A 26,654-nucleotide genomic window follows, 5' to 3' on the forward strand; every position below is an offset into this window, starting at 1 on the left:
AGAAAAACTCCACCTGTTTTACTTTTTCACTATTTCTTACGATCCGCATAAACTTCCATCGCATCACACATAAACTGAGCTAATCCTTCACCAAACTTATCGATATTTTTCGTAAAGCGCTCATCAGCGACGTACATTTGACCAAGTCCTTTAAAAGCATCTAATGAATATTCACCGAATTTTTGCAAGTAATTGTACCATACTCCAATTGCTTCTTGTGCCTCTTTAGAATCTGGTGCTCCGTGTCTAAGCGCCGCTAAGTTTCTGTAAATCGTATTAAACTCTTCTTGGTTTTCTTTAGACATACCTTTCGCATATTCATTCGCTTTATCTACAGCTGCGTCTCCCCATCTTTCACGCGCTTCTTCTTCGTACGGATTATGGCTGAAATCGAAGCCTTCAAATTTCTCTTTATTCGTCATTTCAATCTCTCCTTTTGTATGCTGAATTGTTTTATCAATCGTCGCAATCACTTTATCTAACCTAGCCCGCTTTTCAAGAAGCATTTTCTTATGAAGCTGCAATGCTTCTTCCCGGTCAAATGATGGACTCATGATAATTTCTTTAATTTTCTTCAAAGGGAAGCCTAATTCTTTAAAAAATAAAATTTGCTGCAACGTCTCTAAATTTTCATTGGAATACAGACGATATCCAGACTCTGTCGTCTCGTCTGGGATTAACAACCCAATTTCATCGTAATGATGCAGTGTGCGCACACTAATTCCAACTAAATTAGCTACTTCTTTTACCTTCATTGCCATGTGTATCTCCCCCTTAATACATACGATAAAGTATGACGCAACGTTAGAGTCAATAAGTAAATTCATTTTCTTTATAAAATATTTCATGCATAATAGATATGTACATATATTAGAAAGCGGTGAAAATATGGTTTCAAATACTGTAATTGCCAGCATCATCTTTCAACTCATTGTCTCGATTCTGGTCCCAATTATTGTACTCGTTTATTTCCGTAAAAAATATAATATAAATTGGAAAGTAGTCGGTGTTGGTGTTCTTATCTTTATCGGATTTACCCAAATTCTCGAAACACCATTCCACCTATTTATGCGCGGTAATCCAGCAATCGCTCCAATTTTAGAAAATCCATTTGTTTTCGCACTGTATGGCGGACTTACTGCTGGTATTTTTGAAGAATTAGGACGCTTCGTTGCCTTCTTCTTCCTACTAAAAAAATATCAAGAATATAAAGATGGCTTCGCTTACGGAATCGGTCACGGCGGAATTGAATCCATTTTAGTTGGCGGATTCTCTGCATTCCAAGCACTTATATTTGCGAATTCAATTAACAACGGTAGCTTCGCCCAGATGGTCGAAAAAATGCCAGAACTAAGCCGCCTACAAGACATGTTAATTCAGCAACCTGCCTACTTATATTTCCTTGGTAGCTTAGAAAGAATTATGGCACTCGTACTTCAGATCGCCTTTACAATGCTTGTTTTATACGCAGTAAAACAGAAGAAATATATCTTCCTTGTGTACGCTATACTATTCCATGCATTCGTAGATTTCTTCGCAGCACTTTACCAAACGAAAACAATTAACATCTTTGTTGCAGAAGGAATTACCCTTCTCTTCACAATTGGTGCTATCATTCTTATTCGTAAAATGAAAGAGAAATTAATACGTGTACCGGAATAAAAATAACCCGCCAATTGGTGGGTTATTTTTTGTATGGATTACCACAATGATGATAACTTTTACCTGCTCGCAGCTCCCTTTTTGTTTCTGCATCTATAACAATGTACTTATGTAACTCTTCTACTTCATTTTGAGAAAAGGAAGCGAAAAAATAAACTTGGCGATCAGGGTGAACGAAAAAATCTTGAAGCACCACTTCCCCCCGACAACCCGCGGCTGTTTTTTGTAGAAAGGAAAACTCTTCGTCGGGTACTTCTTTAAATAAAATCTTTTTTCGAACACTATACGCTGCATTATTGTATTCTTTATAAATTTTCTTATCTAATTGTTCGTAAAACACACGCTCACTCACAAATGACTTATTTCGATTGCTTGGATAATCTACCTTTTGATTGGATTGTGCATATGTTGTGGACAGTTGCGAGAGAAAACAAATCATGAATACAATACATATCATTTTTTTCATCATTGCACCTCAATTTTTATTATCCACATTACTTTTCCACATATTTCAATCAATATGCCATTTCCAATAAAAAGGAATATTTTCCACATTTGTCGAAGTATATAGCGTCAACTTGAAAGATGGGGATGAATTATGAAGAAAATCATTGTAATACGACATTGTTCAGCAACTGGCCAAGAACGTGATGCCGAATTAACGACCGATGGGAAAAACCAAGCAAACACCCTTGCTACATTCCTCTTAGAGCACCATCTACAAATAGATCATATTATTTCAAGCCCATTTGTGCGTGCTATCGATTCTATTCGGCCCTATGCGCTCCAAGCTAACTTGTCTATCCAAAAAGATGAACGACTAGCTGAACGCATATTAAGTGACGTTCCAATGGACGATTGGATGCAAAAACTAGAATCTACTTTTACAAATATAGATATTGCCTTTTCAGGCGGAGAGTCAACAAAACAAGCAACGGACCGTGCTATATCGCTTATCCAAGACGTTTTAAAATTAAACCATACTACAACACTACTCGTTACACATGGCAACTTACTTACGCTTATTTTAAGGCATTTTGATCATACAATCGGCTTTCATGAATGGCGAACTTTAACGAATCCTCATATGTATGAAATTACAATCGATGAACAATATGCCCTAAAACGATTATGGGAAGCACCGTCCAAGTAATATCTCTTTCCAACACATTCAGTTGACGCCACGAGAAGAAACTGTACTAACAATAGAAAGGGGTATCACTCCATATGTACGAAGATGTACTTGCTTTACTACATAAAACAAATGCTTCTTACGAAAAATTCGAACACGAACCAGTACTCGATTATGAAACAGATCGTATCGTACGTGAAAGGCTTGGCTTACAAGGCACTCCAAGTAAAAGCTTATTTTTAAAATCAAAACCCGGAAATTATTACGTATTTTTCACGTTAGAGGGCACAAGGCTCAACAGAGGAGAGATGAAAGAACTAACAGGAGAACGCTTATCTCTCTGTTCTCCTGATGAACTGCGAGACAAAACTGGTTGCACGCCGGGATGTGTCGCTCCTTTCGGGTATTCACACGATGTAACAATTATTGTGGATAGCGCTATTTATACGTACGATAAAATTTTAATTACACCTGGTGTACCTGAATTTACAATTGAATTATCCACAGAAGAATTAAAAAAGATTTTATTAACATGTTCAAATACTGTTTTGGAGTATAAACAAAAAGAGAGCTAATCGTTAGCTCCCTTTTTTCATTATTTTGCTTCTGCTGTTTTTTCTTTTGCAGAACGAACTTGCTCGTCCGCATGGTAAGAAGAACGCACAAGTGGGCCAGCTTCACAGTGGCTAAAGCCTTTGCTAAGTGCAATTTCTTTCAGCTCTGCAAATTCTGCTGGTGGATAATATTTAAGAACTGGTAAATGCTTCTTAGATGGTTGTAGGTATTGTCCAAGAGTTAAAATATCCACATTGTTTGCACGTAAGTCATCCATTGCTTCAATTAAATCTTCTCTCGTTTCACCTAAGCCCACCATAATGCTCGATTTAGTTGGAATATCAGGCTGCATTTCTTTCGCTCGACGTAAAAACTCTAATGAACGATCATATTTTGCTCTAGCGCGAACTCGGTCAGATAATCGACGTACTGTTTCAATGTTATGGTTTAAAATATCTGGTTTTGCATCCATTAACATTTTTAAGTTTTCTTCTACTCCACCCATATCAGATGGTAATACTTCAATTGACGTAAATGGATTTTTGCGACGAACAGCGCGTACTGTTTCAGCAAAAACACCTGCTCCCCCGTCTTTTAAATCATCACGTGCAACCGCTGTTATAACAACGTGCTTTAAGCCCATTTGTACTACAGAATCTGCTACGCGTTCTGGCTCTTGTAAATCAAGCTCTGTTGGTAAGCCTGTTTTAACCGCACAGAAACGACAAGCACGTGTACATACTGCTCCTAAAATCATAAATGTTGCTGTTTTTCTTACAGCCCAGCATTCATGAATATTCGGACATTTCGCTTCTTCACAAACTGTATGAAGATTCTTAGAACGCATCATTTTCTTTAAGCCTGTATAGTTTTCATTCGTGTTTAACTTAATTTTCAACCATTCGGGCTTGCGCTTATATTCTGTTTGTTTTGTCATGGTTATCAACTCCGCACAATATGAAATAGTTTACCGTGTTCGCTTCTTTCAATGTAACATATCTATTCTAACGTATGAAAGCGATTTGCTCAAATGAAGATTCTAAGATTTTTTCCAATCGTTCCCTATAATGAAATACTCCGTATATCCCACACTAAAAAGAGTGATGATGTGAAAGGAGTCTATTTCATGCTTCGAAAAATTTCTCTTTTGCTTTCGATTTGCTTTCTTCTCCACCAAAACATCGCTTACGGTGAAGATAATCAGCAAAGCATATACGAAAAGCGCATGGCACTATATAAAGAAACCGAGCAATCTTCAGGCATTCCGTGGTATTACTTAGCTGCAATGGATCAATATGAAAGAAATATACGGAGCGTAAGAAAAGATATTCCGAAAAAACCAGATGCCATCATTTCCCTTTATTTCAAACGAGAAATATGGGCTGGACCTGTTAATGGTAACGATACTCTTCCCCATACAATTTCTCTATTTGGCGGGTTAGGTTTAGATGGTGACAAAGATGGATTTGCAAACGCAAATAACGACCGTGATCTTCTGCATACAGCAGCAACGATTTTAAAGAAACAAGGAACGTCAGAAGAACGTATTAAAATCATGCTTTGGGAATATTATAGACGTGCAAAAACAGTTGATTTAATTACCGAATACGCCCAAATTTATAAACATTACGGACGTATTAATTTAGAAGGAAATGCGTTTCCTCTTCCGATTCGCAGTGACCATAGCTACCGTAGTACTTTCGGCGCTGGAAGAAGTTTTGGGGGAAGAAGAGTTCATGAAGGAACCGATATATTCGCAGGCTATGGCGTACCAGTAAGATCCACTTGCTATGGCATTATTGAAACAAAAGGCTGGAACCGTCTTGGCGGATGGCGCATCGGCATTCGTGACCTTCATAACAATTACCATTATTACGCTCATTTAGGCGGATTCTCAAAAGAGATACAGCTCGGACAAATTGTCGAGCCTGGAAAAGTAATCGGATTTGTTGGTAGCACCGGTTACGGCCCTCCCGGCACAGCTGGAAAATTCCCGCCCCACCTACATTTCGGCATGTATAAAGACAATGGTTATACAGAATGGGCTTTCGACCCCTACATGCACTTAAGTCTTTGGGAGCGAAAAGAACGCGCGAATACAAAACGATAACCGTAGCACATTGCTACGGTTATTTTTTATATTCGACTAACTATCCGTTTTCTTTTTATCAGGTACAACAACACTTCCGCTTCCATAATACGTAGGCACTTCCCCTTGAACAATGCGCGTCGCAATTGGAACATTTTGTGTCACTTTTATTTCTTTCGTATGAAATGGAATAATGACTTGCAACGTAACTTCCATCTCCATAATAATTTGAATCGCTGTCGTATTAATCCCGTGTGGTTCAATTTTTTGTTTAATATCCGTATTTACATGACCAATCGTCGTGAAATCAATTGGAATATCGGGTCCTATATTTCCAAAAAGCGCATTATTTGTTACACGACCAAAAGGAACTGCCATCGTTGCCCCATTTTTTTCAGAAATACCTAGTCCCTTCAAATTCCCTTGTTCTACTTGCTGTAAATATTTTTCTATGTATGTGGTCGTTGACGTTACGATTTCATTTACTTGCTTCGTATTTAAGTTAATTGTGGATACTTTTCCGTTTTTATCATTTTGTACTTTCATTAATGAATCGACATCGAACCCTTCATCAATTCTATCTTTTACCGCCTTCGTCATAACCGCTGTCGCCATTTTATGTGTCTCTACTTCTCCATATTTCATTAATGTCGGCTGAATGCTGCTATTCACAATCCATAATCCTTGCACGAGCAATATGACAAAAAGAATAAACGACATAAGCAGTATGTGCCGAAAGGAAATAGGCCCCCCTCGAAACCGCGAATTTTTCGAACGAAATATACTCATAAAAAAACCTCCTTCTTATATCATTTCTATGCAAGAAGGAGGGACGATATATGCTTATCTCATTTTTAATAATGCTTCTTTTCCGATTGTACCAGCCGTAATACCTAAAGCTTCGGCTTCAATCGTTACTGATTCTAGCGGTGCTTCAAGAAGTTGTTCAATCGTTCTTACACCAACCGCGCGGCCAGCAATAATACCACGATCTCCTAACTTCTCATTTAAAAGACCTACATCTAATGCACCGCACATAATATATCCTCTATCGCTCATTACAGCTAGCAAATTTGTCTTTGGAAGTTTGACGCTAACCGCAATAAACGTATAATTATCGATTATAATCGGCTCTACATTAACCATAGTTCACACTCCTCTCTTTCTTATCTGTATGACAAGAGAAAAATGAGTGTTACAAGTTAACTAGCCTATAGTTTGACAGAAGATGTATAAGTTATTAACATGTCTGCTAACACATCTCTAAGTAGTTCTGGCATATAATATTGTTTGTTAGAAAGTGTGGATAGCTCTGGGTATAAGTAACCAAATGTGAACATATCAATCGTTCCTACTGTATATATACGTTCTAATTCCAGCGATTCCCCGTTAATTAATACATCTTCGAGTAAAATTTTATTCCCAGGAATCGTATCTGGAATGACTTCTACACCAGCATAAATCATTTTCCCCATCACTTTCCCGCGGAATCCGAATCCTTTTACCTCAAGGTTCTCCATATTCGAGCGACGTGCTTTCAAGATCACTTCTCGTAACGTTTTCCCCGGCACTTTCAATAAACATGGATTAATGGGATGTGGACAAATTCTGTGAATATCTCCGCGCGTCACAACGCCTTCTTCTAATCCTTCAAGAAGTACACCGGCGTTTACCATACCAATTTCTGCATCGCACCACGTCTTCAGCGCATTTGCTAACATGTGCGAAAATGCTGTCTCATGAAACCAATTAACCGGTAATGATTCCTTTAAATGAACGACAGGCTCTTCCATAGTATGTTCACTTTCTTCCTGCAGCGCTTCAATTGTGGATAACGGTTTGCTATAAGCACCTAAACGTTCAGTCTTAATCGCTCTACCGTCCTTTTTCAACAGCTTCTTCGTCTCTTTATCCACAATAAGCTGAACGTGCCCAACGTAACGTCCCCACTTTTCACAACAGCAAAGTAACGTACTATTCATAAGAACACCACGCTCAAATAAATGATGCGTATGTGCCCCTAAAATAACATCTATATCATAATGTTCCGCCATATACTCATCCATACTTTTTCCAAGGTGAGAAAGGACAACCGTTATATGAGCCGCATCTCTCACTTCTTCTAAAATAGACTCTAAATGCTCAATTGGATCTTCAATATGCCAATCTAACATTTGATAAAACTCTGGATACGCAACCGTTAATCCGATAAAAGCAATCGTAATCCCATCTGTCGTTGTATGTAATTTATAAGGCTTTGCCCACTCTGGACGTACCCCTTCTTTTTCAAATAAATTCGCGACAAGCACCTCAAATCCAGCATCATCATATAGACGATTCAAATGCTCCTTCGCTAACGTAATTCCTTCATTGTTTCCGATCGTTACATAATCATATAACGCCTCATTTAAAAGCTTCGTATTGCCAAGCCCATTCGTCGCTTCCGAAATACTATGAAAACGATCCACATGATCGCCGATATCTACAGTCAAAACAGTCTCTCCCGCTTCCTGTCTTCGCTTTTTCTCTCCTTGTACAAACCGAGAAATTTGCGGCCAATTTTCAAAATGACTATGTATATCGTTTGTATGATAAAGGTGGATAATTGTTTCTTTATTTATATTCAGAGAAAAAACCTCCTCTCAGTTCCTTACTGCCATTTACGCTATGCGCACGCAATAATCCTGTAAATACTTTTCGTCTTTTCTTGCTATTTTACATTGTACTCGCATTGTGAGAAAAAGCAAAAGATTGCCCTTTTTCATATGAGAAACTTTCTTTTTTAGTTGTTGGATTCGTTGGTAGAACGGGAGGGGGGATTTGTCAGAAAGTTTGTTGAGTGGTTTTACGAAGAGTTTGGTGGATTTCCTTGTGGGGTTTCCGTGTGGGGGTTTCCGTGTGGGTTTTTCAGTATCTTAGCTTAAATTACTTCCATTCGGCGCTTTATGAATAGGCGCTCCTCTGTCATCTAAATATTGAGGGGTATATGCCCCGCTCTGCTATGTCGTAATTTGTTGATAAGTCGATATCCTTTGTCGAATCGTTGATATATTGAAATAATCGCCGATATATTCGGAGTTATCGTCGATATATTTGAAAAATCGCTGATATATTTAGTCAGAAACCCACCTGGGTATCTCGGCTAACCCCACCCCAAGCCCAGCTCACACAATAAAAAAAAGCGCCCTGCACAGCAGGGCGCTTTCTTTATATATTATCCAGTTCCAGCGGCTAGAATGTTCGGTGGCTTCACTTCTTCCTATGAGGCAAAAAGCGCCTCTACGTCAGAAGCTCCATCCCCCTCACATTCTGGACGAGCCGCCTCCACTTTAAATATGTCCAGCTTCGCCTCCTAGACCCTCATGTCTAAGAACCTTCCGCACCAGAAGATAAAAAGCATCTTCTGTGCGAAAGAACCTTAGCCAACGGGTCTGAACAGTCGGCTCCGCATTTCTATTTAACCGATAGAACCTTCCATCTCAAACTTGATTAGGCGGTTCATTTCAACTGCGTATTCCATTGGAAGTTCGCGAGTGAATGGCTCGATGAAGCCCATTACGATCATTTCTGTAGCTTCTTGCTCAGAAATACCGCGGCTCATTAGGTAGAATAATTGTTCTTCTGATACTTTAGATACTTTCGCTTCGTGCTCAAGTGAAACGTAATCGTTTTTGATTTCGTTGTAAGGAATTGTATCAGATGTAGATTGGTTATCCATGATTAACGTGTCACACTCGATGTTAGAGCGAGAGTTTTTCGCTTTTGGTCCGAAGTGTACGATACCACGGTAAGTTACTTTACCACCATGCTTCGCAATCGATTTAGAAACGATTGTTGAAGACGTGTTTGGTGCTAAGTGAATCATTTTCGCACCAGCATCTTGGTGTTGGCCTTTACCAGCAATCGCGATAGATAATGTTAAACCACGAGCGCCTTCGCCTTTTAAGATAACTGCTGGGTATTTCATCGTTAATTTAGATCCGATGTTACCGTCAATCCATTCCATCGTTGCGTTTTCTTCACAAACCGCACGTTTTGTAACTAGGTTGTATACGTTGTTCGCCCAGTTTTGGATTGTTGTATAACGGCAATATGCATCTTTCTTAATGATGATTTCTACTACCGCACTGTGAAGTGAGTTAGTCGTGTAAACAGGTGCTGTACAACCTTCTACGTAGTGTACGTGTGCGCCTTCGTCTACGATGATAAGCGTACGCTCGAATTGTCCCATATTTTCAGAGTTAATACGGAAATACGCTTGAAGTGGTGTATCAACTTTCACACCTTTTGGAACGTAGATGAATGATCCACCAGACCAAACTGCAGAGTTTAATGCTGCGAATTTGTTGTCTGTTGGTGGGATTACTTTTCCGAAATGCTCACGGAAAATATCTTCGTTCTCTTTTAATGCGCTATCTGTATCTTTGAAGACGATTCCTAGAGCTTCTAGGTCTTCTTTCATGTTGTGGTATACAACTTCAGATTCGTACTGTGCAGATACACCAGCTAAATATTTTTGCTCAGCTTCTGGAATACCTAATTTATCAAATGTAGCTTTAATTTCATCAGGTACTTCATCCCAAGACTTCTCAGATTTCTCAGATGGTTTTACGTAGTACGTAATTTCATCGAAATCTAAGTCGTTTAAGTCGCCGCCCCATTGTGGCATTGGCATTTCATAGAACTTATCCAGTGATTTTAAACGGAAGTCTAACATCCACTGTGGTTCTTCTTTCATACGTGAAATCTCTTCAACGATCTCTTTTGTTAAACCGCGTCCAGCACGGAAAATCGAAACGTCTTTGTCTTTGAAACCATATTTATAATCGCCGATATCTGGCAGTTGCTTCGCCATGTTGGTGTGTCCCTCCTTAGATAACCTCGTTTTTAGGAACCTTTAACATTACTTATCCTCGTTTAAGCCCTTTTCTAACGCTTTCCACGCTAATGTTGCACATTTAATACGTGCAGGGAACTTGCATACGCCTTGTAATGCTTCAATATCTCCTAAATCGATGCTGTCATCGTACTCTTTTCCTAGCATCATGTCAGAGAAAATTTTAGAAAGCTGAAGTGCCTCTTCAATTTTCTTACCTTTTACTGCTTGTGTCATCATTGAAGCTGAAGACATTGAGATAGAACATCCTTCTCCTTCAAACTTCGCTTCTTGCACAATACCTTCTTCTACTTTCATCGTAAGTTGAATACGATCGCCGCAAGTTGGATTGTTCAAGTTAACTGTAACACTATCTTCTAACACGCCATGGTTACGAGGATTCTTATAATGATCCATAATAACTTGACGATATAACGTATCTAAATTATTAAATGACATTTGTGAAATACTCCTTTGTCTTGATTAGCGATTCAACAAATGTATCAATTTCTTCTTTTGTATTATATAAATAGAAGCTCGCACGTGCTGTTGAAGAAGCTTTCAGCCACTTCATAAGCGGTTGTGCACAGTGGTGTCCTGCGCGAACCGCAATACCTTCTACATCTAATACTGTCGCTACATCGTGAGGATGTACGTCTTCAATATTAAATGTAACAAGACCAGCGCGATGCTTTGGACCATAAATTGTAACGCCATCTACTTCTGATAGTCTTTCTAAAGCGTATTGCGCTAATTCATGCTCATGCTTTTCAATATTATCAAGACCGATTTCTTCTAGGAAATCAATTGCCGCACCAAGTCCGATTGCATTACCGATAATCGGTGTACCTGCTTCAAACTTCCACGGAAGCTCTTTCCAAGTAGATTCTTGTAAATCTACGAAATCAATCATTTCACCGCCAAATTCAATTGGCTCCATATTGTTTAGCAATTCTTTCTTACCATATAATACGCCGATACCTGTAGGGCCGCACATCTTATGAGCAGATAATGCGTAGAAATCACAATTTAAATCTTGTACATCCACTTTCATATGGGGTGTACTTTGTGCACCGTCAACGACCATAATTGCGCCATTTTCGTGTGCAATTGCTCCGATTTCTTTTACAGGGTTAATCGTTCCAAGTACATTAGAAACATACATGATAGAAACGATTTTTGTATTCGGTGTAATTGTTTGACGAGCATCTTCTATTGAAATTGTCCCATCTGGTTGAAGCGGAAGATATTTTAAAGTTGCACCAGTTTTCTTCGCAACTTGCTGCCACGGAATGATGTTACTATGGTGCTCCATGTAAGAAATAACGATTTCATCGCCTTCTTTTACATTTTCAAGACCATAGCTAGCCGCTACTGTATTTAATGCAGTTGTCGTTCCGCGTGTGAAAATAATCTCTTCCATTGATTTCGCATTAATAAACTTGCGAACTTTCTCGCGTGCACCTTCATACGCGTCGGTAGCTTTCGTACCGAGCGTATGAACACCGCGATGCACGTTAGAATTGTATTCTTTATAGTAACGTTCTAACGTTTCAATGACTTGAATTGGTTTTTGAGAAGTTGCTGCACTATCGAAATAAACAAGTTGTTTGCCGTTCACTTTTTGATCAAGAATTGGAAACTGTTTGCGTATTTCATGAATATTCATTAGCGAACTTTCCTTTCAATTACCTCAACAAGCTGTGCTTTTACTCCTTCAATTGGAAGCTCATTAACTACAGGTGCTAAGAATCCATGGATGACTAAACGTTCTGCTTCGCGTTTTGGAATACCACGGCTCATCAAGTAGTATAGTTGGACTGGATCTACGCGACCTACTGACGCTGCGTGACCTGCCATTACATCATCTTCGTCAATTAAAAGAATTGGGTTTGCATCACCGCGTGCTTTCTCATCTAACATAAGAACGCGAGAAGATTGTTGTGCATTTGATTTAGATGCACCGTGTTCAATCTTACCAATTCCGTTAAAGATAGATGTTGCACTATCTTTTTGTACACCGTGTTTTAAAATCCAACCTTCAGAATGTTTACCGAAGTGAACAACTTTAGTTGTAAAGTTTTGTGTTTGGTTACCACGGCCAATTGTTACTGTTTTCGTATCAGCATATGAACCGTCGCCCATTAGGTTTGTAACGTTCTCTGAAATTGTGTTTCCGTCATTCATAAGGCCTAGAGCCCAATCAATACGGCCGTCGCGTCCTACAACCCCGCGGCGGTTAACATAAGTTGTTACGTCTTTTGCTAATAGATCAACCGCACCGAATTTCACTTGTGCGCCTTGTTCCACGATTACTTCTGCTACGATATTTGCAATACCTTTAGCATTTTCATTTGCAACGTAGTTTTCTACATAAGTTGCAGTACTGTTCGCATCAGCTACGAATAATACGTGGTTATATACGTTAGCTTCTTCGCCGTCTACTAAGAATACAGCTTGAAGTGGAGTTTCAAGAACAACGTTTTTCGGAACATATACGAATGCACCACCGTTGATTAATGCAGCATGAAGTGCAGTTAGACGATGCTCGTCTACCTTCACGCCGTCTTTCATTAAGTACTTTTGTACTAGTTCAGCATGCTCAGTTGCAGCTGTTACGATGTCTGTGAAAATAACACCTTTTTCTTTTGCTTCGTCTGCTAAAGAAACGAATGCAGTTGTACCAGTACGTTGCACTAATACACTGTTATTTTCATCGATTAAGTTTTTCACTGCTTCTGGAAGCTCTGTTAAAGAACTTACAGGCTCTTGCTTAGCAGCGTCGCCTTTTCCGATAAAGTCCCATTTGTCAATTTTCGTTTTATCAGGAGTTGGCATTGGAAGTTCAGTTGCTTGTGCAAGAGCTTGTAAGCGGAACTCAGTCAACCAAGCTGCTTCGTTTACTTCGCTTGCGCGTTGACGGATTGTTTCTTGATCGAAAGGTAATGTACCGATTGTCATGTTTATGCTCCTCTCTTACGCTTCTTGCTCTGTTGTTTCGTCTTCAATACCTAATTCTTTTTTAATCCAGTCGTAACCTTCAGCTTCTAGACGTTGTGCAAGCTCAGGTCCACCAGATTTAACGATACGACCGTTCATCATAACGTGAACGAAGTCTGGAGTGATGTAGTTTAATAAACGTTGGTAATGCGTAATCATTAGGCAACCGAAGTCTTCGCCGCGCATTTCGTTAATACCTTTAGATACAACTTTTAATGCATCGATATCAAGACCTGAGTCAATTTCGTCTAAGATTGCGATTTTTGGCTCAATCATCATTAATTGAAGAATTTCGTTACGTTTTTTCTCACCGCCAGAGAAACCTTCGTTTAAGTAACGTTGTGCCATTTCTGGATCCATTTCTAGGAATTCCATGTTTTTATCTAATTTACGGATAAATTTCATAAGAGAAATTTCATCGCCCTCTTCACGACGTGCGTTAATTGCAGAACGTAAGAAGTCAGCGTTTGTTACTCCGCTAATTTCACTTGGATATTGCATTGCTAGGAATAGACCTGCTTGTGCGCGCTCATCTACTTCCATTTCTAATACATCTTCACCGTCGATGATGATGCTACCTTCTGTTACTTCATATTTTGGGTGACCCATAATTGCAGAAGATAAAGTTGATTTACCTGTTCCGTTAGGTCCCATAATTGCGTGGATTTCTCCACCTTTTACTTCAAGGTTTACACCTTTTAAAATTTCTTTGCCATCAATTGATACGTGTAAGTCTTTAACCGTTAATGTAGAACCAGCCATCTCAATACCTCCATTAATCCTATATATACATTTTAAAAATTCCTAAAACGTTCATATTCTCATTTTATTCTCATTCTAATTTTATATCAAATAAAATGATATCGCAAACGATGAAAAAAAGTAACAATTTTTTCACAAATGTATATAAGTATTTCACTTGCATCCTTATATGATACACCTTTCTTCTTATTTATATAAAGAAAAAAGGACTGGTAAATTTCCAGCCCTTTCCTTATATTTATTCACTTACCGGAAGTACAGCACCTTTATATTCTTTATTAATAAAATCTTGAATTTCTTTTGAATGCAGTACTTCTACTAGCTCCTTAATTTCTTTTTTCTTCTCGTCACCTTTACGAACTGCAATAATATTTGCATACGGAGAGTCTGATCCTTCAATCGCAATCGCATCCTTTGTTGGATTTAATTTTGCGTCAATTGCATAGTTTGAATTAATAAATAATGCATCACCTTCATTATTTTCATATAACTTCGGTGAAAGACCAGGCTCTACATCTGTTTTAAACTTTAAGTTTTTCGGATTTTCTACAACATCTTTTACTGTTGCTTTCACAACATCTACACCGTCTTTTAGTTTAATAATGCCGCCTTTTTGTAACAGTGCTAGCATACGGCCACGCTCCGCTACGTTATTACTCATAATCACTGTCCCGCCATCTGGTAAGTCTTTTAAGCTTTTATATTTCTTCGAATAAATACCCATTGGCTCTAAATGAATTTTTCCCGCGTTTACAATTTTATATCCTTTTTCTTGGATTTCTTTATCTAAATAAGGAATGTGTTGGAAGTAGTTCGCATCAATTTCCTTATCCGCTAACGCTTTATTTGGCAACACATAATCTTGGAATTTTTTAATTTCTAATTTAATACCCTTTTTCTCTAATATTGGCTGTGCCTTTTCTAAAATAACAGCGTGCGGCACGTTAGAAGCTCCCACAATAAGCTTATTCTCCTCTTTCCCTCCGCAAGCAGCTAATGTAAATACAGACAGCGCTGTAACAACTGACAATAGAATCTTTTTCATATGATGTCCCCTTCTCCCGTATAATTATGTAGTTATAAAAAGGGCCGGCATACACCAGCCCTTCCCCAGCAATTATTCTTTTACAGGAACAACTGCCCCTTTATATTCTTTATTAATAAAGTCTTCAATTTCTTTAGAATGTAATACTTCTACAAGAGCTTTAATCTCTTTCTTATCTTTATCGCCTTTACGAACAGCTACTACGTTTGCGTATGGTGAATCATTACTTTCAATTGCAATTGCATCTTTTTCCGGGTTTAACTTCGCATCAATTGCATAGTTCGAGTTAATTAAAACCGCGTCGCCTTCTTTATTGTTATACACCTGTGGTAATAAACCAGGCTCAATATCCGTTTTAAATTTTAAGTTTTTCGGATTATCTGCGATATCTTTTGGAGTTGCTTTAACTGGATCCACCCCATCTTTAATTTTTAAAATGCCTTCTTTTTGTAAAATTGCTAAACCACGTCCATGATCAGCAACTGAATTACTCATAATAATTGTCGCTCCGTCTGGAAGTTCTTTTAAGCTCTTATATTTTTGAGAATATACACCAATCGGTTCTAAATGAATTTTTCCTGCTACTTCAAAATCATATTTTTTATCTTTCATTTCTTTTTCTAAATACGGAATATGCTGGAAGTAGTTTGCATCTAAATCCTTATCCGCTAACGATTTATTTGGTAATACGTAATCTTGGAATTTTTTCACTTCTAATTCAATTCCTTTTTTCTCAAGTAACGGTTTTGCCTTTTCTAAAATTTCAGCGTGCGGTACGTTAGAAGCACCAACAACTAGTTTCTTTTCATCGTTATCTTTCCCGCCACAAGCAGCTAACCCAAAAATTGAAGTTGAAATAAGTGCTGTCAGTAATAATTTTTTCATTTGAAACATCCTCCCGTTTTTTATTATCGTTTATCTATTCGAGTCGTTACACGATCACCAATCCACTGAATGAAAAATACAACTAGTAATACACAAATTGTCGCAACGATTGTTACATCGTTATTCCCTCGTTGGAATCCTTCTAAATAAGCAAGTGTTCCAAGACCACCAGCACCAACAACTCCCGCCATTGCTGTATAGCCTACTAACGCAATTGTCGTAACCGTAATACCAGATACTAATGCTGGTAACGATTCTGGAATCAATACTTTTAAAATAATTGTACTTGTTTTTGCTCCCATCGCTTTTGAAGCTTCAATTACACCTTTATCAATTTCGCGAAGTGCAATTTCAACCATTCTTGCGTAAAACGGTGCTGCTCCAATAATTAAAGCTGGAAGTGCAGCGCTCGCTCCAAGAATTGTTCCAAGCAGAATCTTTGTAAATGGGATTAATAAAATGATTAAAATAATGAACGGTATCGAGCGGAAAATGTTTACGAACGCTCCAATCGCCGTATTAACCGCTTTGTTTTCCCATAAATTATCTTTCGCTGTCATAAAGAGTAACAATCCTAAAATGAGTCCTAAAATAAATGTGGCAAGAGCTGCGATTGCCGTCATATATAACGTTTCACCAGTTGCTTCTAACATTTGATTCCAATCAACATTCGTGAGTAACTTATCCATGTGCAATCACCTCCAGCTCTACTTGATCTTGATGTATTCCCTCTATTGCTTGCTGAATCGCTGTTTCCTCACCATTTAAATGAACAACTAAACTACCGTAAGAACCGTTATTCGTTTGTGCGATATTGCCTTGCAAAATGCTAACTTCTATATCACTGCGCTGCATTAATCTTTGAAGCACTGGTCTTTCTACAGCTTCACCGATAAACTGCAAACGAACTACTTTACCATCTGGATATTTCTCAATTAAACTTTCAATCGTTTCATTTGTATCTTCAGAATCCGTTAACTGCTGTACAAATCGTTTTGTAATGTCCTGCTTTGGATTACGGAACACATCAAGTACTGGACCTGTTTCTACAATCTTTCCTTTCTCCATTACCGCAACGCGATTACAAATCTTTCGAATTACGTGCATCTCATGTGTAATAAGTACAATTGTTAAGCCGAGACGTTTATTAATATCTAATAGTAAATCTAAAATTTGATCTGTCGTTTCTGGATCAAGAGCTGACGTTGCTTCATCACATAAAAGTACTTGTGGATTATTAGCTAACGCTCTTGCAATTCCAACACGTTGCTTTTGTCCTCCGCTCAGCTGAGATGGATACGCGTCACCTCTTCCTTCTAATCCAACAAGATGAATTAACTCATCAACGCGTTTCCTTCTCTTCGCTTTATCAACACCTGCAATTTCAAGTGGGAACTCGATATTTTCACGTACAGTTCGTGACCAAAGTAAGTTGAAGTGCTGAAAGATCATTCCGATTTCTTGCCTTGCCTTACGAAGCTCGCTTCCTGTAATGGCTGAAATGACACGATTTGCGATTGTAATTTGGCCAGAAGTTGGTTTCTCCAACTGATTGAATAATCGAATTAAAGAACTTTTTCCAGCGCCACTATATCCGATAACACCAAATATTTCACCTTTATCTATTTTTAAATTGGCATTATCTACAGCAGTGACATCACCGCTTTTTGCTTTATATATTTTCTTTACATTTTCTAATAGAATCATGGTGTATCACCCCTTTTTTTAATAAAAAGCGTAAGCGGCTCGCTTAGAACAAGAGGGCGCCCAAATCCCAGACGTAGAGGCGCTTTTTGCCTCATAGGAAGGGATGAAACGACCGACTGTTCTAGCCGCTGGAGCTAGATTTTTGATCGACTCCGCAATTTTTTATTTTTGATGCGTATAGCCCACCGTTATCATTACTTTTATTATTTGAATGTCCTCCACATTCAAACAACAAAAAAACCTTTCCGCTTTAGAGAAGCAGAAAGGTTTATATGCGTATATAACAACATTATCCCTCTCTCTCATCTCTCAAAGCATTTGCTTTGCAGGAATTGGCACCATTTCAACATAAGTTGACGGTTGCCGGGCTTCACAGGGCACAGTCCCTCCACCTCTCTTGATAAGAGAAATCAGATTACATTTTCGTCTGATTTGTAATTTATGAAATTGTCTATATTTTATGAATTGAATTGTATCAATATCCACACACCATGTCAACAGAAATTTTCGTAAAAAACGAAACTTCAGAATTTTAAGCACCTACTGACATCGGTTTACATATATGAAACATCGATTCAATTAATAACATCGTTCGATACGTTCCCGAATATTGTATACGTCCATCGTTCATTAACGTTTGCAATCGTACATTGCCATTCACCAATTGTTTTACATCTTCTTCATCTACACAAACGATTTGCTCCGTTCCTCTTTCCTCATGTAGCAACTCTATATAATCTTTTGAAATTTGTAACGAACAACTTTCATCCCCAAAGCGGAAATTAACAGTTTTTTCTCCTTGTCTTAAAAGCGGCTCTAAATGATATTGACCATTAGCGTAATTTACAAATGACTGAAGCAAAGAATATAATTTCACTCTAAATCACATCCTTCATATCACTTTCTATTACACATACCATTCCCTCTTACTAAAGAGCAATCCTGTTACTTTCGCTCGACAAATACTGTAACCACCCTGCATCTCGACATATTTCCCAAGAAATATGTCGAGGCGGCAAAAACTTTGCCGCCTACTTTAATTCCGTATATAAATATTCAACCGAATGAAATGCATATATCTTCTTTATCAGTGTCCCATTTTCAAAAACAAGTAAACACGGTACACTTTCAATTCCATACTCTTTCGCGAAATGCGGAGCATAATTTAAATCTAACATCCCAATTTTCAAATCTTCAATTGTCATCTCAACGACTGTTAACATCTTTTTTGCTAATTGGCATGTTCCACACATTGGAGTATATACATATAACACTGTTTTTTCTTCGTTCTCTATTAGGGCTGTAGCTTCGGCTCCTGTCCAATCAATCACTTCTATCATTCCTTACCGTAAATATTCTGTATAAACGTCAATGTCAGCTCCCCATAATACATTTGCTAAGTGTGAAGATGGCGCTGTTGCCACTTCCCGGTACGAGCGATCAATATAAATATGCTCTGCTTGCGGAAATTCTTTTCGAAACTGTTTCCTTAACTTTTCTCCAGCATCATCAGCATCCACTAGCACATACACTTCCTTATCAAAAAACTGATCAACGAGCTCATCCATTTTCGACAAACCAATTGTACCATTTGTACAAACAATTTCCACTGGTTCCCGAATAATAGATTCAATCTTTCTTCTATCTGATGTACCTTCTACAATAATGACTTTTTCTACATAAATCATATGTCATCACCCGATCACCATATACTATACAACCTTTAACTTAGTATATAGTATATTCGTTATTTTCATGTTGTTTCCTGTTTATTTTTGCAAAAGAAAAGCGCAAGCGGCTCGTTCAGAACAGAAGGGCATTGGAACTCCTGAACTAGAGGCGCCTTTTGCCTCAAGTGAAGGAGTGAAATGACCGACTGTTCTAGCCGCTGGAGCTGGATCATAATAAAAAGCGCAAACGGCTCGTTTAGATTGTGAGAGGGATGGAGCTTCTGACGCAAAGGCGATTTTTGCCTTGCAGGAAGAAGTGCAGCCACCGAACAATCTAGCCGCTGGAGCTGGATCATAAAGAAAAGCGGAACCGACTGCTTAGCCCTGTTGGCTAAGGTTCTTTCGCACAGAAGACGCTTTTTGTCTTCTCGTGCGGAAGGTTCTTAGACATGAAGGGCTAGGAGGTGGAGCTGGACAATGAAAAGTGCAAGCGCTCGTTCAGAACAGGAGGACACCCGAACCCCTGAACTAGAGGCGCCTTTTGCCTTGCAGGAAGAAGTGCAGCCACCGAACAATCTAGCCACTGGAGCTAGACAATAAAAAAACAAAAATTTTTTTCAAAAAACGTTCTTCCACACGATAATTAGTATATGATTCTACGTTCATTATTTTACATAAAATAAAAAAGGACAGCACAAAGGCTGTCCTTCATTCGACTATAATTAGTCTTGGTTTGTCATTTCTGCATATTTTTCAGCAGTTAATAACTTTTCAACTTGGCTTGCATCAGAAAGTTCAACTTTAACCATCCATGCACCCTCGTATGGAGATTCGTTAACAAGTTCTGGTTGGTCACTTAATTCTTCGTTTACTGCTACAACTTTACCGCTTACAGGTGCGTATAATTCAGAAACTGTTTTAACAGATTCTACGCTTCCGAATGGCTCGTCAGCTTCGATTGTTGCACCTACTTCAGGAAGTTCAACGAATACGATATCGCCTAGCTCACTTTGTGCAAAGTGAGTAATACCGATAACAACTTCATTACCTTCAGTTTTTACCCATTCGTGTTCTTCAGAGTAACGTAAATTATTTGGAATGCTCATGACTGTACCTCCAGTGAATGTATTAATTATGTAAAAATACCTTATTGGTACTTTTTCCACACACTTTCAAACTGCTCTTCGTTAAAACCAAGTGTTACCTTCGTTCCATCTGTTACAATTGGACGTTTAATCAACATGCCATCAGATGCTAAAAGCTCGTACATTTCGTCTTCACTTGCATCTTTTAACTTATCTTTCAGACCAAGTTCACGGTAACGCATTCCACTTGTATTAAAGAATTTTTTTAATGGTAATTCACTTTTTTCATGTAAATTACGTAAATCTTCTTTTGATGGTGGATTTTCAACAATATGAATCATCTCATATGCTACATCGTTTGCCTCAAACCATTTCTTTGCTTTTTGACATGTGCCACACTTTGGATATGAATAAAATGTTACTGTCATAAATTCACCTACTTTTTTACTAACCTTTACCTTTATCATATAGAAAACGTTTTATTATTTCAAACGATTATTCGCTAAACTTTTACTTATTTCGTGATAATTTTTAATAATCCTGCAAATTTTTCTTATTTTTCCGCCATTTGTTAAGAAAAAATAAATATATATTTTTTTAGATTTTTCTCTCATTCTGTATCGAACATATATGTTAAACAAACGTTTGATTAACTCACTATTTTTCTTTGTTCACTCTTTTAGCTACATCGTTTTCTTTCTACCGAACATATATGTTAAACAAACGTTTGATTAAATTCCTATTTTCCCTTGTTCACCCTTTAGCTACATCAATTTCTTCCTACCGAACATACATCTTAAACAAACGTTTGATTAAAAAAATAAGAAGCCTCTTTTGCAGGCTCCTTCATTATCTATTCAAATAATCTGCAATTGTTTGAAATACGACGATATACATATTATGAATACTTTCTTCTGTATTTCCGCCATTAGATAAACCAACTGCCCATTGTTGTCCTTCACCACTTCCGATATTTGCAAACCCTTGCGTATACATCGCATTTACATCTTTTCGGGCACTGTTATACTCTATCCCTTTTGTAATAAAAATCGAATATGATTTATCTTGTAAACCGATAAAAAATACTGGTTTCTTTAGTGATGAAAATACATTTTTATACTGATTTGTTGAGGCTTCTTGAAAGTGATCTTTCATTATTAGAAAACCATCTACTTCCTTAGATTTCTTTTCCAGTTCCTCTAACTTCATTTCCTCAAACTTTACATTCCTAAACGTATCTTTCGGTTTTTCTCCAACAACTCCAATTACGAGTGCTCTTCCGTTATATTCTAATTTCTCTCCTTCTTTATCCTTTGCACACCCAGCACTCGCTAGGCATATCAATATAAAAACTAAGAAATACGATAAACGCTTCATTCAGCACCCTCCCCTTCTTTTCAGTCAAGTGACAAAAACGTAAGGTTCATTCAAGAAAATGTAAGCAAAATCGATAGCCCAAATTACGTTTCTATATTATAATCAATTGAATTTACTTACATTACTAAACATAGGAGATTATCATGAAGAAATTTAAACTTTCATCTTTTCTTCCGTTAAGTTATATACTTCTACTCGTACTCGTAAGTCCCCTTTACGATGTATTAAATAAATCGGCTGTTCACGCAGTAGATGTCACAACTGTAGTAGATGATTGGATTCCATTTGTGAAAGCATTTATTATTCCTTATTTACTTTGGTTTCCTTACTTATACGGCGCACTTATTTATTACTGCTTTGCAGATCGAAAACAATATTATGTCACTTTAAGTAGTATCATTCTTGGAAAACTTGCTTGTTTTTCCATTTATTACTTTTGGCAAACAACTGTACCACGTCCAACAGTCGTTGGATCAGACGTATTTTCCGAATTAGTTCGCTATATTTATAGTATCGATCAACCGGTGAACTGTTTCCCTAGCATTCACGTTCTTACTACCTTTATCATTATGTTAGCTGCCTTTAGACGTAGAGAACAACATGCTTTTGAATATTACATTCTTACCTTCTTCGGTACGCTTATTATTTTATCAACGCTATTTACGAAGCAACATGCATTTGTAGACGCCATTTCTGGAATGACGCTTGCAAGCATACTCTACTTCGGCGTTCAGCTTTTATTAGCAAAAGAAACCGTACGTGTTCTAGTAAAACAAAATCATAAAATGTAAAAAGCAGACTGTGGCTTCTCAGTCTGCTTTTCTCTATATAAAAGGAGATTTTTAAGTTAAGATTGCGGTACAGTCATATCACCAGAGTGAATACGACCTGCTTTTTTAAGAGCAATGTAAAGTATATAAGAAACAGCTACTGGAATGACGATATAAGTGATTACCATCGCTGGGACAACTTCCCATCCTTCGCTGGAAATTAAATTAATTGGTGCGATAAGAGAACTTAATCCAAGACCTGCAATTTCTTTTCCTGCTTCCAGTTGGAAAATTAATGCGGATACTGGACCAACTATAGCACTGGCGACGACAGTTGGGACGAGAATCATTGGATTTTTAGTGATATTTGGCAACTGTACTTTCGGAGTACAAAGTGCTTGAGCTAATATGCCGCCTAAATTGTTTTCTTTCGCTGAGATAACAGAGAATCCGATAAACTGAGCAACGCAGCCTGCAAGAGCAGCACCACCTGCAACACCGTCTAAGCTAAGTGCGATCGCTAGCGCAGCTGATGAAGCTGGAGAGATAAGTAATAGTCCCCAAACAACTGCAATGACGATAGAAGCGATAAACGGGCTACCAGCTGAACTATCTTTAATGAAAGCTCCAACTGCGTTTAAAACAGGAGTGATATTATGAGATAACCAAATACCTACTAAACCAGAACCTAATATTGCCGCAAATGGAACGAGCATCATATCTAACGCAGTTTTTCCACTTAAACGTTTGCCAATATATACAGCTAAAGTCGCTGTTAATAATGCACCGATTGGTTCACCTGTTTTAATAATTAGACCTGCTTCAGTAATGGAAATGGATCCGGCACCAATCGCTCCAGCTACCATAGCCGAGAAGATTACAAGTCCGTTTGCACCGAGCATAAAAGCAATTCCCGCCCCAATGGCTGGTGCCATAAGTGATTTTGCAACAACTCCGATTGTAATAAGCAACGGAATATCAACAATTCTTCCTATATTTTCGATTAGTAAACCAATTCCAAGGGATACGAAAATACCTTGTGCGATTCCAGCTGATGCTTTAAATACACGAGACATTATATATTCCTTCATTTGTTTCACCTTCTCCTATAAGTTAGTAACCAATTGTTTTCATATAATCACGTAAAATATCGTTTGATTTTGCGAATCGAGATTCTTCATCCTCTGTTAAATTTAGTTCTACAATTTCTCTTATACCATCTCTAGTAATAATAGCTGGCACTCCTGTACAAATATCATATTCACCATACTCACCATCTAAAATAGCTGATACAGCAATGACACGATGATCATCGTTAAAGATTGAGTTTGCAATATATGCTAGAGAATTTCCGATTCCGTAATAAGTAGTACCTTTTCGTTTATAAATTTCCCATCCGGCTTTCGCAGTCTTCTCAACGATTTCATCTAAATCTATTTCACCAAATCGTTCTTTTTGTTCTTCTAATATTTGCAGAATTGGTTTTCCACCAACAGTTACGTGTGACCAAGCAACCATTTGAGAATCACCATGTTCTCCTAATGAATACCCATGAATACTACGAGGATCTACATGTAACATTTCAGATAAAATTGTTCGTAAGCGAGAAGAATCTAGTGATGTACCAGTACCGATCACACGATTTCTAGGTAATCCAGATAATTTCCACACTTCATATGTAATAATATCAACTGGGTTTGATGCAAGTAAGAAAATACCATCAAATCCACTTTCCATTACGCCGCCAACAACACTTTCCATAATCTTTGCACTCGCTCCTAAAGTATCTAAGCGACTTTGTCCTGGCTTTGGTGCTGGTCCTGCTGTAATAATAACAATGTCCATATCTTTGCAGTCTTCATAACTTCCTGCATATACTTTTGTTCTTGTATTTGTAAAGTTAATGCAGTGTGATAAATCCATTGCTTCCCCAACTGCACGTTCATGATTTATATCAATTAATAATAGCTCTTCGCAAATGCCTTGATTGACAATGGAATATGCACAACTTGATCCAACTAATCCAGTACCGATAATTGCAATTTTTCTTGTATGTCTTTTCATAGCAATCTCTCCTAATTGATCATATAATCTATTTCTTTTGTTCCTTACACTCCTAATTATAGAGGTTCCCACAATAGAAACCATGGATACTTTGTGAAATATTGAGCAAAGTTTTTGTCCTTTTTGTGAATTGTTATATTCCATTTTCGTCATATTTGTTACAACTGGAAAAATATTTATTATGTATTTATTGACATATACAAAAAGAAAACGAGCGAATAGATTCGCTCATTTTCTTTTTCCTGTTATTCCGCACTTAATTGGCTTTTTAATTGTTGTACAATCATCGGATTTGCAGGTGCTGCCGGCTTGTAATAACTCTTTTGCTTTGCGTATTCATACATATTACGTTGGCGAATTTCATCTTGATTACGAATTTGAATTAACGTTTGGTGTAACTGTTCATTATCAGACTGAGCAATATAATTTGCATAACTTGTTAAACTTGCATTTAATCCTGCTAAATAATCATTTACCATATCTTTTTCATTCATGTTCCGCTTCCTCCTATCCTAGGAAAGTCATTAATTGTTGCTTCGTATTTCGTGCATCTTGCGCATCTTTTTGTAGCATTTGTTTCAGTTGTGGATCCGTACATGTCTGTGCATACTGCTCCAACTTGTTAATAATTGTTGCATGTCCACCAATTAAATGACGTAAGTTTTCTACTTCAAGCTCTGTTAAGTTTTGCATAGGATACTCCTACCTTTCTTCTTTCATTCCCCTTTAGTATTCTGTTCTTTTTAAATCGTATTCATGAAAAAGCTTTCTTACATTTCACATCTATTTATAAATACAAAAAAATGTTACAATTACAGAAAAATACAAATTTTCAAAAGGTCACCTTACACTAACGATAGCATCTCAAAACAAACCATAGTAGGTAGGTGTGCTTATGCAAAAATATTTTAAAATTATCTTCTTTATCGTCTACACCATTCTATATGTAAAATTATTAATTGATGTATTAACTTTAAAACCACTATTCACTTCTATCCCTTTACATATGTTATTTCTCATTTGTTTTTTACTCATTGCGCTTAACAATTATAAAAATCGTAACACTACATTTTTCCTATTGTTTATTAGTGCAACTCTATTAGTAAGTATTAGTTTCATTAAAAGTATTCTTATATAAAGGAGCAATGAACATGAAAACACACGACTTCCTTACAGAAATCCAGAAGGGCTCTGAGCCTAGTCCCTATCAAGATCCCTTCGTATTCGGCTTCGTTTGCTTTTTCTTAGCAATATATACATTTTTCAAACCTGCAAAATAATATCATTTAACAAGAAAAAGCCTCTAAACCACTAGAGGCTCTTTCTCATCTAATCTTTTGGACTCATACGCACTAAAAAACCTTAGAATCGCTTCTAAGGTTTCCGGCTATCCATATTCAAGACACTATACTGATGAGCAACGAAAAAATTAATAATATAACTACCAACCCGCCGGTTATTCTTGCTATAAATTTCTTTTGTTCGCCCGCACTTGAAACGATAAAACGGAAATATAATATACCACCTATCGCAATAAGAATACATTCCGATATGATACTAATAGCCGGAAATCTCCACAATCCAAAACCAAGCATAGGTAAACCCCCGTAATTGCCCGGAAGTAACGGCAAATCAGCACGGTGCACAAGTAAATCTAAAATCCAATGACTAAAAACTACAGCTCCAATAACAAAGCCATTTCGCTTTCCCCACAGCCTCGTACCGACTATTCCTGCAACAAAAGCAATAAACAGTGCTCCTATTAAAGAGTGTGTGTAATCCGCATGAATGATTGCTTCACCATAATTATTCCTGTTAATAGGTTCAATTGTCTCTACTCCTAAAATATAAAGTGGCAAAAAAATGACATCCAACAATTGTGAGCTTAACATGAGAACCCAAAGTGGTAGTTTCGGTGACTTTGTTTTCACTAATACTGCTAAACCAAAATGCCCTGCAAACATTTCACATCACA

At 37.6% G+C, this 26,654-nt stretch carries 31 protein-coding genes, 1 pseudogene and 1 riboswitch; of the genes and pseudogenes, 6 read left to right on the forward strand and 26 right to left on the reverse strand.

The window, feature by feature from the left end; all coding sequences use genetic code 11:
- Positions 1 to 29 precede the first annotated feature (29 nt).
- Entirely contained in the window at positions 30 to 761 is a 732-nt protein-coding gene (locus RCJ96_RS23165) for a MerR family transcriptional regulator (RefSeq protein WP_074606410.1), read from the reverse strand.
- 85 nt (positions 762 to 846) lie between these two features.
- On the opposite strand from RCJ96_RS23165, the gene RCJ96_RS23170 reads away from it, so the two are divergent.
- Complete coding sequence (locus RCJ96_RS23170; protein WP_270796180.1) at positions 847 to 1,662, forward strand: YhfC family intramembrane metalloprotease; 816 nt, start codon at positions 847 to 849, stop codon at positions 1,660 to 1,662.
- 22 nt (positions 1,663 to 1,684) lie between these two features.
- Here the strand turns inward: RCJ96_RS23170 and RCJ96_RS23175 are convergent.
- Positions 1,685 to 2,157: pseudogene (locus RCJ96_RS23175) on the reverse strand (hypothetical protein).
- Positions 2,158 to 2,260: 103 nt separating this feature from the next.
- Here RCJ96_RS23175 and RCJ96_RS23180 point away from each other — a divergent pair.
- Complete coding sequence (locus tag RCJ96_RS23180; RefSeq protein ID WP_416504333.1) at positions 2,261 to 2,815, forward strand: histidine phosphatase family protein; 555 nt, start codon at positions 2,261 to 2,263, stop codon at positions 2,813 to 2,815.
- A gap of 74 nt (positions 2,816 to 2,889) precedes the next feature.
- Positions 2,890 to 3,369 carry a YbaK/EbsC family protein gene (locus RCJ96_RS23185; protein ID WP_270796178.1) on the forward strand — a complete coding sequence of 160 codons (480 nt, stop codon included), beginning with the start codon at positions 2,890 to 2,892 and terminating at the stop codon, positions 3,367 to 3,369.
- Positions 3,370 to 3,389: 20 nt separating this feature from the next.
- Here RCJ96_RS23185 and lipA read toward each other — a convergent pair whose 3' ends face one another.
- Positions 3,390 to 4,286, reverse strand: coding sequence for a lipoyl synthase (gene lipA, locus RCJ96_RS23190; protein WP_062922604.1), 897 nt, complete (start codon positions 4,284 to 4,286; stop codon positions 3,390 to 3,392).
- 189 nt (positions 4,287 to 4,475) lie between these two features.
- Here lipA and RCJ96_RS23195 point away from each other — a divergent pair, with 189 nt between their 5' ends.
- Positions 4,476 to 5,459: a M23 family metallopeptidase gene (locus RCJ96_RS23195; protein WP_270796174.1), complete on the forward strand. Its 984-nt coding sequence runs from the start codon at positions 4,476 to 4,478 to the stop codon at positions 5,457 to 5,459.
- 36 nt (positions 5,460 to 5,495) lie between these two features.
- Here RCJ96_RS23195 and yunB read toward each other — a convergent pair whose 3' ends face one another.
- The 18 genes from yunB to RCJ96_RS23285 all read right to left on the reverse strand — a co-directional run bounded on the left by yunB (position 5,496) and on the right by RCJ96_RS23285 (position 21,845).
- Positions 5,496 to 6,227: a sporulation protein YunB gene (gene yunB / locus RCJ96_RS23200; RefSeq protein WP_242304760.1), complete on the reverse strand. Its 732-nt coding sequence runs from the start codon at positions 6,225 to 6,227 to the stop codon at positions 5,496 to 5,498.
- Positions 6,228 to 6,281: 54 nt separating this feature from the next.
- A complete protein-coding gene (locus tag RCJ96_RS23205) occupies positions 6,282 to 6,584 on the reverse strand; it encodes a YunC family protein (protein ID WP_046198699.1) in 303 nt (100 codons plus the stop codon).
- 65 nt (positions 6,585 to 6,649) lie between these two features.
- On the reverse strand, positions 6,650 to 8,065 hold the full coding sequence (locus RCJ96_RS23210) for a bifunctional metallophosphatase/5'-nucleotidase (protein WP_446699865.1): 1,416 nt from the start codon (positions 8,063 to 8,065) through the stop codon (positions 6,650 to 6,652).
- Positions 8,066 to 8,895: 830 nt separating this feature from the next.
- On the reverse strand, positions 8,896 to 10,293 hold the full coding sequence (sufB, locus tag RCJ96_RS23215) for a Fe-S cluster assembly protein SufB (protein WP_001118823.1): 1,398 nt from the start codon (positions 10,291 to 10,293) through the stop codon (positions 8,896 to 8,898).
- Positions 10,294 to 10,341: 48 nt separating this feature from the next.
- Positions 10,342 to 10,773, reverse strand: coding sequence for a Fe-S cluster assembly sulfur transfer protein SufU (sufU, locus tag RCJ96_RS23220; protein WP_000009523.1), 432 nt, complete (start codon positions 10,771 to 10,773; stop codon positions 10,342 to 10,344).
- The gene (gene sufS / locus RCJ96_RS23225; RefSeq protein WP_001020761.1) at positions 10,763 to 11,983 is read right to left on the reverse strand and encodes a cysteine desulfurase SufS; all 1,221 of its coding nucleotides are present in this window, start codon (positions 11,981 to 11,983) and stop codon (positions 10,763 to 10,765) included. The genes sufU and sufS overlap by 11 nt, the downstream gene beginning before the upstream one ends.
- The gene (gene sufD / locus RCJ96_RS23230; protein ID WP_000152167.1) at positions 11,983 to 13,275 is read right to left on the reverse strand and encodes a Fe-S cluster assembly protein SufD; all 1,293 of its coding nucleotides are present in this window, start codon (positions 13,273 to 13,275) and stop codon (positions 11,983 to 11,985) included. The genes sufS and sufD overlap by 1 nt, the downstream gene beginning before the upstream one ends.
- Before the next feature lie 15 nt (positions 13,276 to 13,290).
- Positions 13,291 to 14,076, reverse strand: a complete 786-nt coding sequence (sufC, locus tag RCJ96_RS23235; RefSeq protein WP_000929157.1) for a Fe-S cluster assembly ATPase SufC — start codon at positions 14,074 to 14,076, stop codon at positions 13,291 to 13,293.
- Between the two features lie 238 nt (positions 14,077 to 14,314).
- Positions 14,315 to 15,121 (reverse strand): methionine ABC transporter substrate-binding lipoprotein MetQ, encoded by an 807-nt coding sequence (metQ, locus tag RCJ96_RS23240; protein WP_416504332.1) that lies wholly within the window; start codon positions 15,119 to 15,121, stop codon positions 14,315 to 14,317.
- A gap of 72 nt (positions 15,122 to 15,193) precedes the next feature.
- A complete protein-coding gene (metQ, locus tag RCJ96_RS23245; RefSeq protein ID WP_000735115.1) occupies positions 15,194 to 16,006 on the reverse strand; it encodes a methionine ABC transporter substrate-binding lipoprotein MetQ in 813 nt (270 codons plus the stop codon).
- A 23-nt stretch (positions 16,007 to 16,029) separates the two neighbouring features.
- Positions 16,030 to 16,695, reverse strand: a complete 666-nt coding sequence (locus RCJ96_RS23250; protein ID WP_000359553.1) for a methionine ABC transporter permease — start codon at positions 16,693 to 16,695, stop codon at positions 16,030 to 16,032.
- The gene (locus tag RCJ96_RS23255; RefSeq protein ID WP_071729923.1) at positions 16,688 to 17,713 is read right to left on the reverse strand and encodes a methionine ABC transporter ATP-binding protein; all 1,026 of its coding nucleotides are present in this window, start codon (positions 17,711 to 17,713) and stop codon (positions 16,688 to 16,690) included. The genes RCJ96_RS23250 and RCJ96_RS23255 overlap by 8 nt, the downstream gene beginning before the upstream one ends.
- A gap of 299 nt (positions 17,714 to 18,012) precedes the next feature.
- Positions 18,013 to 18,120, reverse strand: a riboswitch (SAM riboswitch).
- A 125-nt stretch (positions 18,121 to 18,245) separates the two neighbouring features.
- The gene (locus RCJ96_RS23260) at positions 18,246 to 18,590 is read right to left on the reverse strand and encodes a hypothetical protein (RefSeq protein ID WP_000781212.1); all 345 of its coding nucleotides are present in this window, start codon (positions 18,588 to 18,590) and stop codon (positions 18,246 to 18,248) included.
- 154 nt (positions 18,591 to 18,744) lie between these two features.
- Positions 18,745 to 19,053 (reverse strand): thioredoxin family protein, encoded by a 309-nt coding sequence (locus RCJ96_RS23265; protein ID WP_001982629.1) that lies wholly within the window; start codon positions 19,051 to 19,053, stop codon positions 18,745 to 18,747.
- 3 nt (positions 19,054 to 19,056) lie between these two features.
- Entirely contained in the window at positions 19,057 to 19,401 is a 345-nt protein-coding gene (locus tag RCJ96_RS23270; RefSeq protein WP_000640869.1) for a toprim domain-containing protein, read from the reverse strand.
- A gap of 704 nt (positions 19,402 to 20,105) precedes the next feature.
- Positions 20,106 to 20,489: a glycine cleavage system protein GcvH gene (gene gcvH / locus RCJ96_RS23275; protein ID WP_000026900.1), complete on the reverse strand. Its 384-nt coding sequence runs from the start codon at positions 20,487 to 20,489 to the stop codon at positions 20,106 to 20,108.
- A 41-nt stretch (positions 20,490 to 20,530) separates the two neighbouring features.
- Positions 20,531 to 20,896 carry an arsenate reductase family protein gene (locus tag RCJ96_RS23280; protein ID WP_000218967.1) on the reverse strand — a complete coding sequence of 122 codons (366 nt, stop codon included), beginning with the start codon at positions 20,894 to 20,896 and terminating at the stop codon, positions 20,531 to 20,533.
- 421 nt (positions 20,897 to 21,317) lie between these two features.
- Positions 21,318 to 21,845 (reverse strand): hypothetical protein, encoded by a 528-nt coding sequence (locus RCJ96_RS23285; protein ID WP_074606427.1) that lies wholly within the window; start codon positions 21,843 to 21,845, stop codon positions 21,318 to 21,320.
- A 143-nt stretch (positions 21,846 to 21,988) separates the two neighbouring features.
- On the opposite strand from RCJ96_RS23285, the gene RCJ96_RS23290 reads away from it, so the two are divergent.
- Entirely contained in the window at positions 21,989 to 22,636 is a 648-nt protein-coding gene (locus RCJ96_RS23290) for a phosphatase PAP2 family protein (protein ID WP_446699864.1), read from the forward strand.
- A 56-nt stretch (positions 22,637 to 22,692) separates the two neighbouring features.
- Here the strand turns inward: RCJ96_RS23290 and RCJ96_RS23295 are convergent, their stop codons facing one another.
- From RCJ96_RS23295 to RCJ96_RS23310, 4 genes are all read right to left on the reverse strand, one after another.
- The gene (locus tag RCJ96_RS23295; RefSeq protein WP_000666170.1) at positions 22,693 to 23,706 is read right to left on the reverse strand and encodes a PTS transporter subunit IIC; all 1,014 of its coding nucleotides are present in this window, start codon (positions 23,704 to 23,706) and stop codon (positions 22,693 to 22,695) included.
- Between the two features lie 22 nt (positions 23,707 to 23,728).
- The gene (locus tag RCJ96_RS23300) at positions 23,729 to 24,679 is read right to left on the reverse strand and encodes an L-lactate dehydrogenase (RefSeq protein ID WP_001974376.1); all 951 of its coding nucleotides are present in this window, start codon (positions 24,677 to 24,679) and stop codon (positions 23,729 to 23,731) included.
- A 245-nt stretch (positions 24,680 to 24,924) separates the two neighbouring features.
- Positions 24,925 to 25,173, reverse strand: coding sequence for a spore coat protein (locus RCJ96_RS23305; RefSeq protein WP_416504331.1), 249 nt, complete (start codon positions 25,171 to 25,173; stop codon positions 24,925 to 24,927).
- Positions 25,174 to 25,186: 13 nt separating this feature from the next.
- A complete protein-coding gene (locus tag RCJ96_RS23310; RefSeq protein WP_001180555.1) occupies positions 25,187 to 25,372 on the reverse strand; it encodes a hypothetical protein in 186 nt (61 codons plus the stop codon).
- Between the two features lie 202 nt (positions 25,373 to 25,574).
- On the opposite strand from RCJ96_RS23310, the gene RCJ96_RS23315 reads away from it, so the two are divergent.
- Complete coding sequence (locus RCJ96_RS23315) at positions 25,575 to 25,817, forward strand: hypothetical protein (RefSeq protein ID WP_113759709.1); 243 nt, start codon at positions 25,575 to 25,577, stop codon at positions 25,815 to 25,817.
- A gap of 259 nt (positions 25,818 to 26,076) precedes the next feature.
- Here the strand turns inward: RCJ96_RS23315 and RCJ96_RS23320 are convergent, their stop codons facing one another.
- Positions 26,077 to 26,643, reverse strand: coding sequence for a permease (locus tag RCJ96_RS23320; protein WP_074606432.1), 567 nt, complete (start codon positions 26,641 to 26,643; stop codon positions 26,077 to 26,079).
- Positions 26,644 to 26,654 lie beyond the last annotated feature (11 nt).

Source organism: Bacillus sp. BSL6 (genome assembly GCF_052928345.1).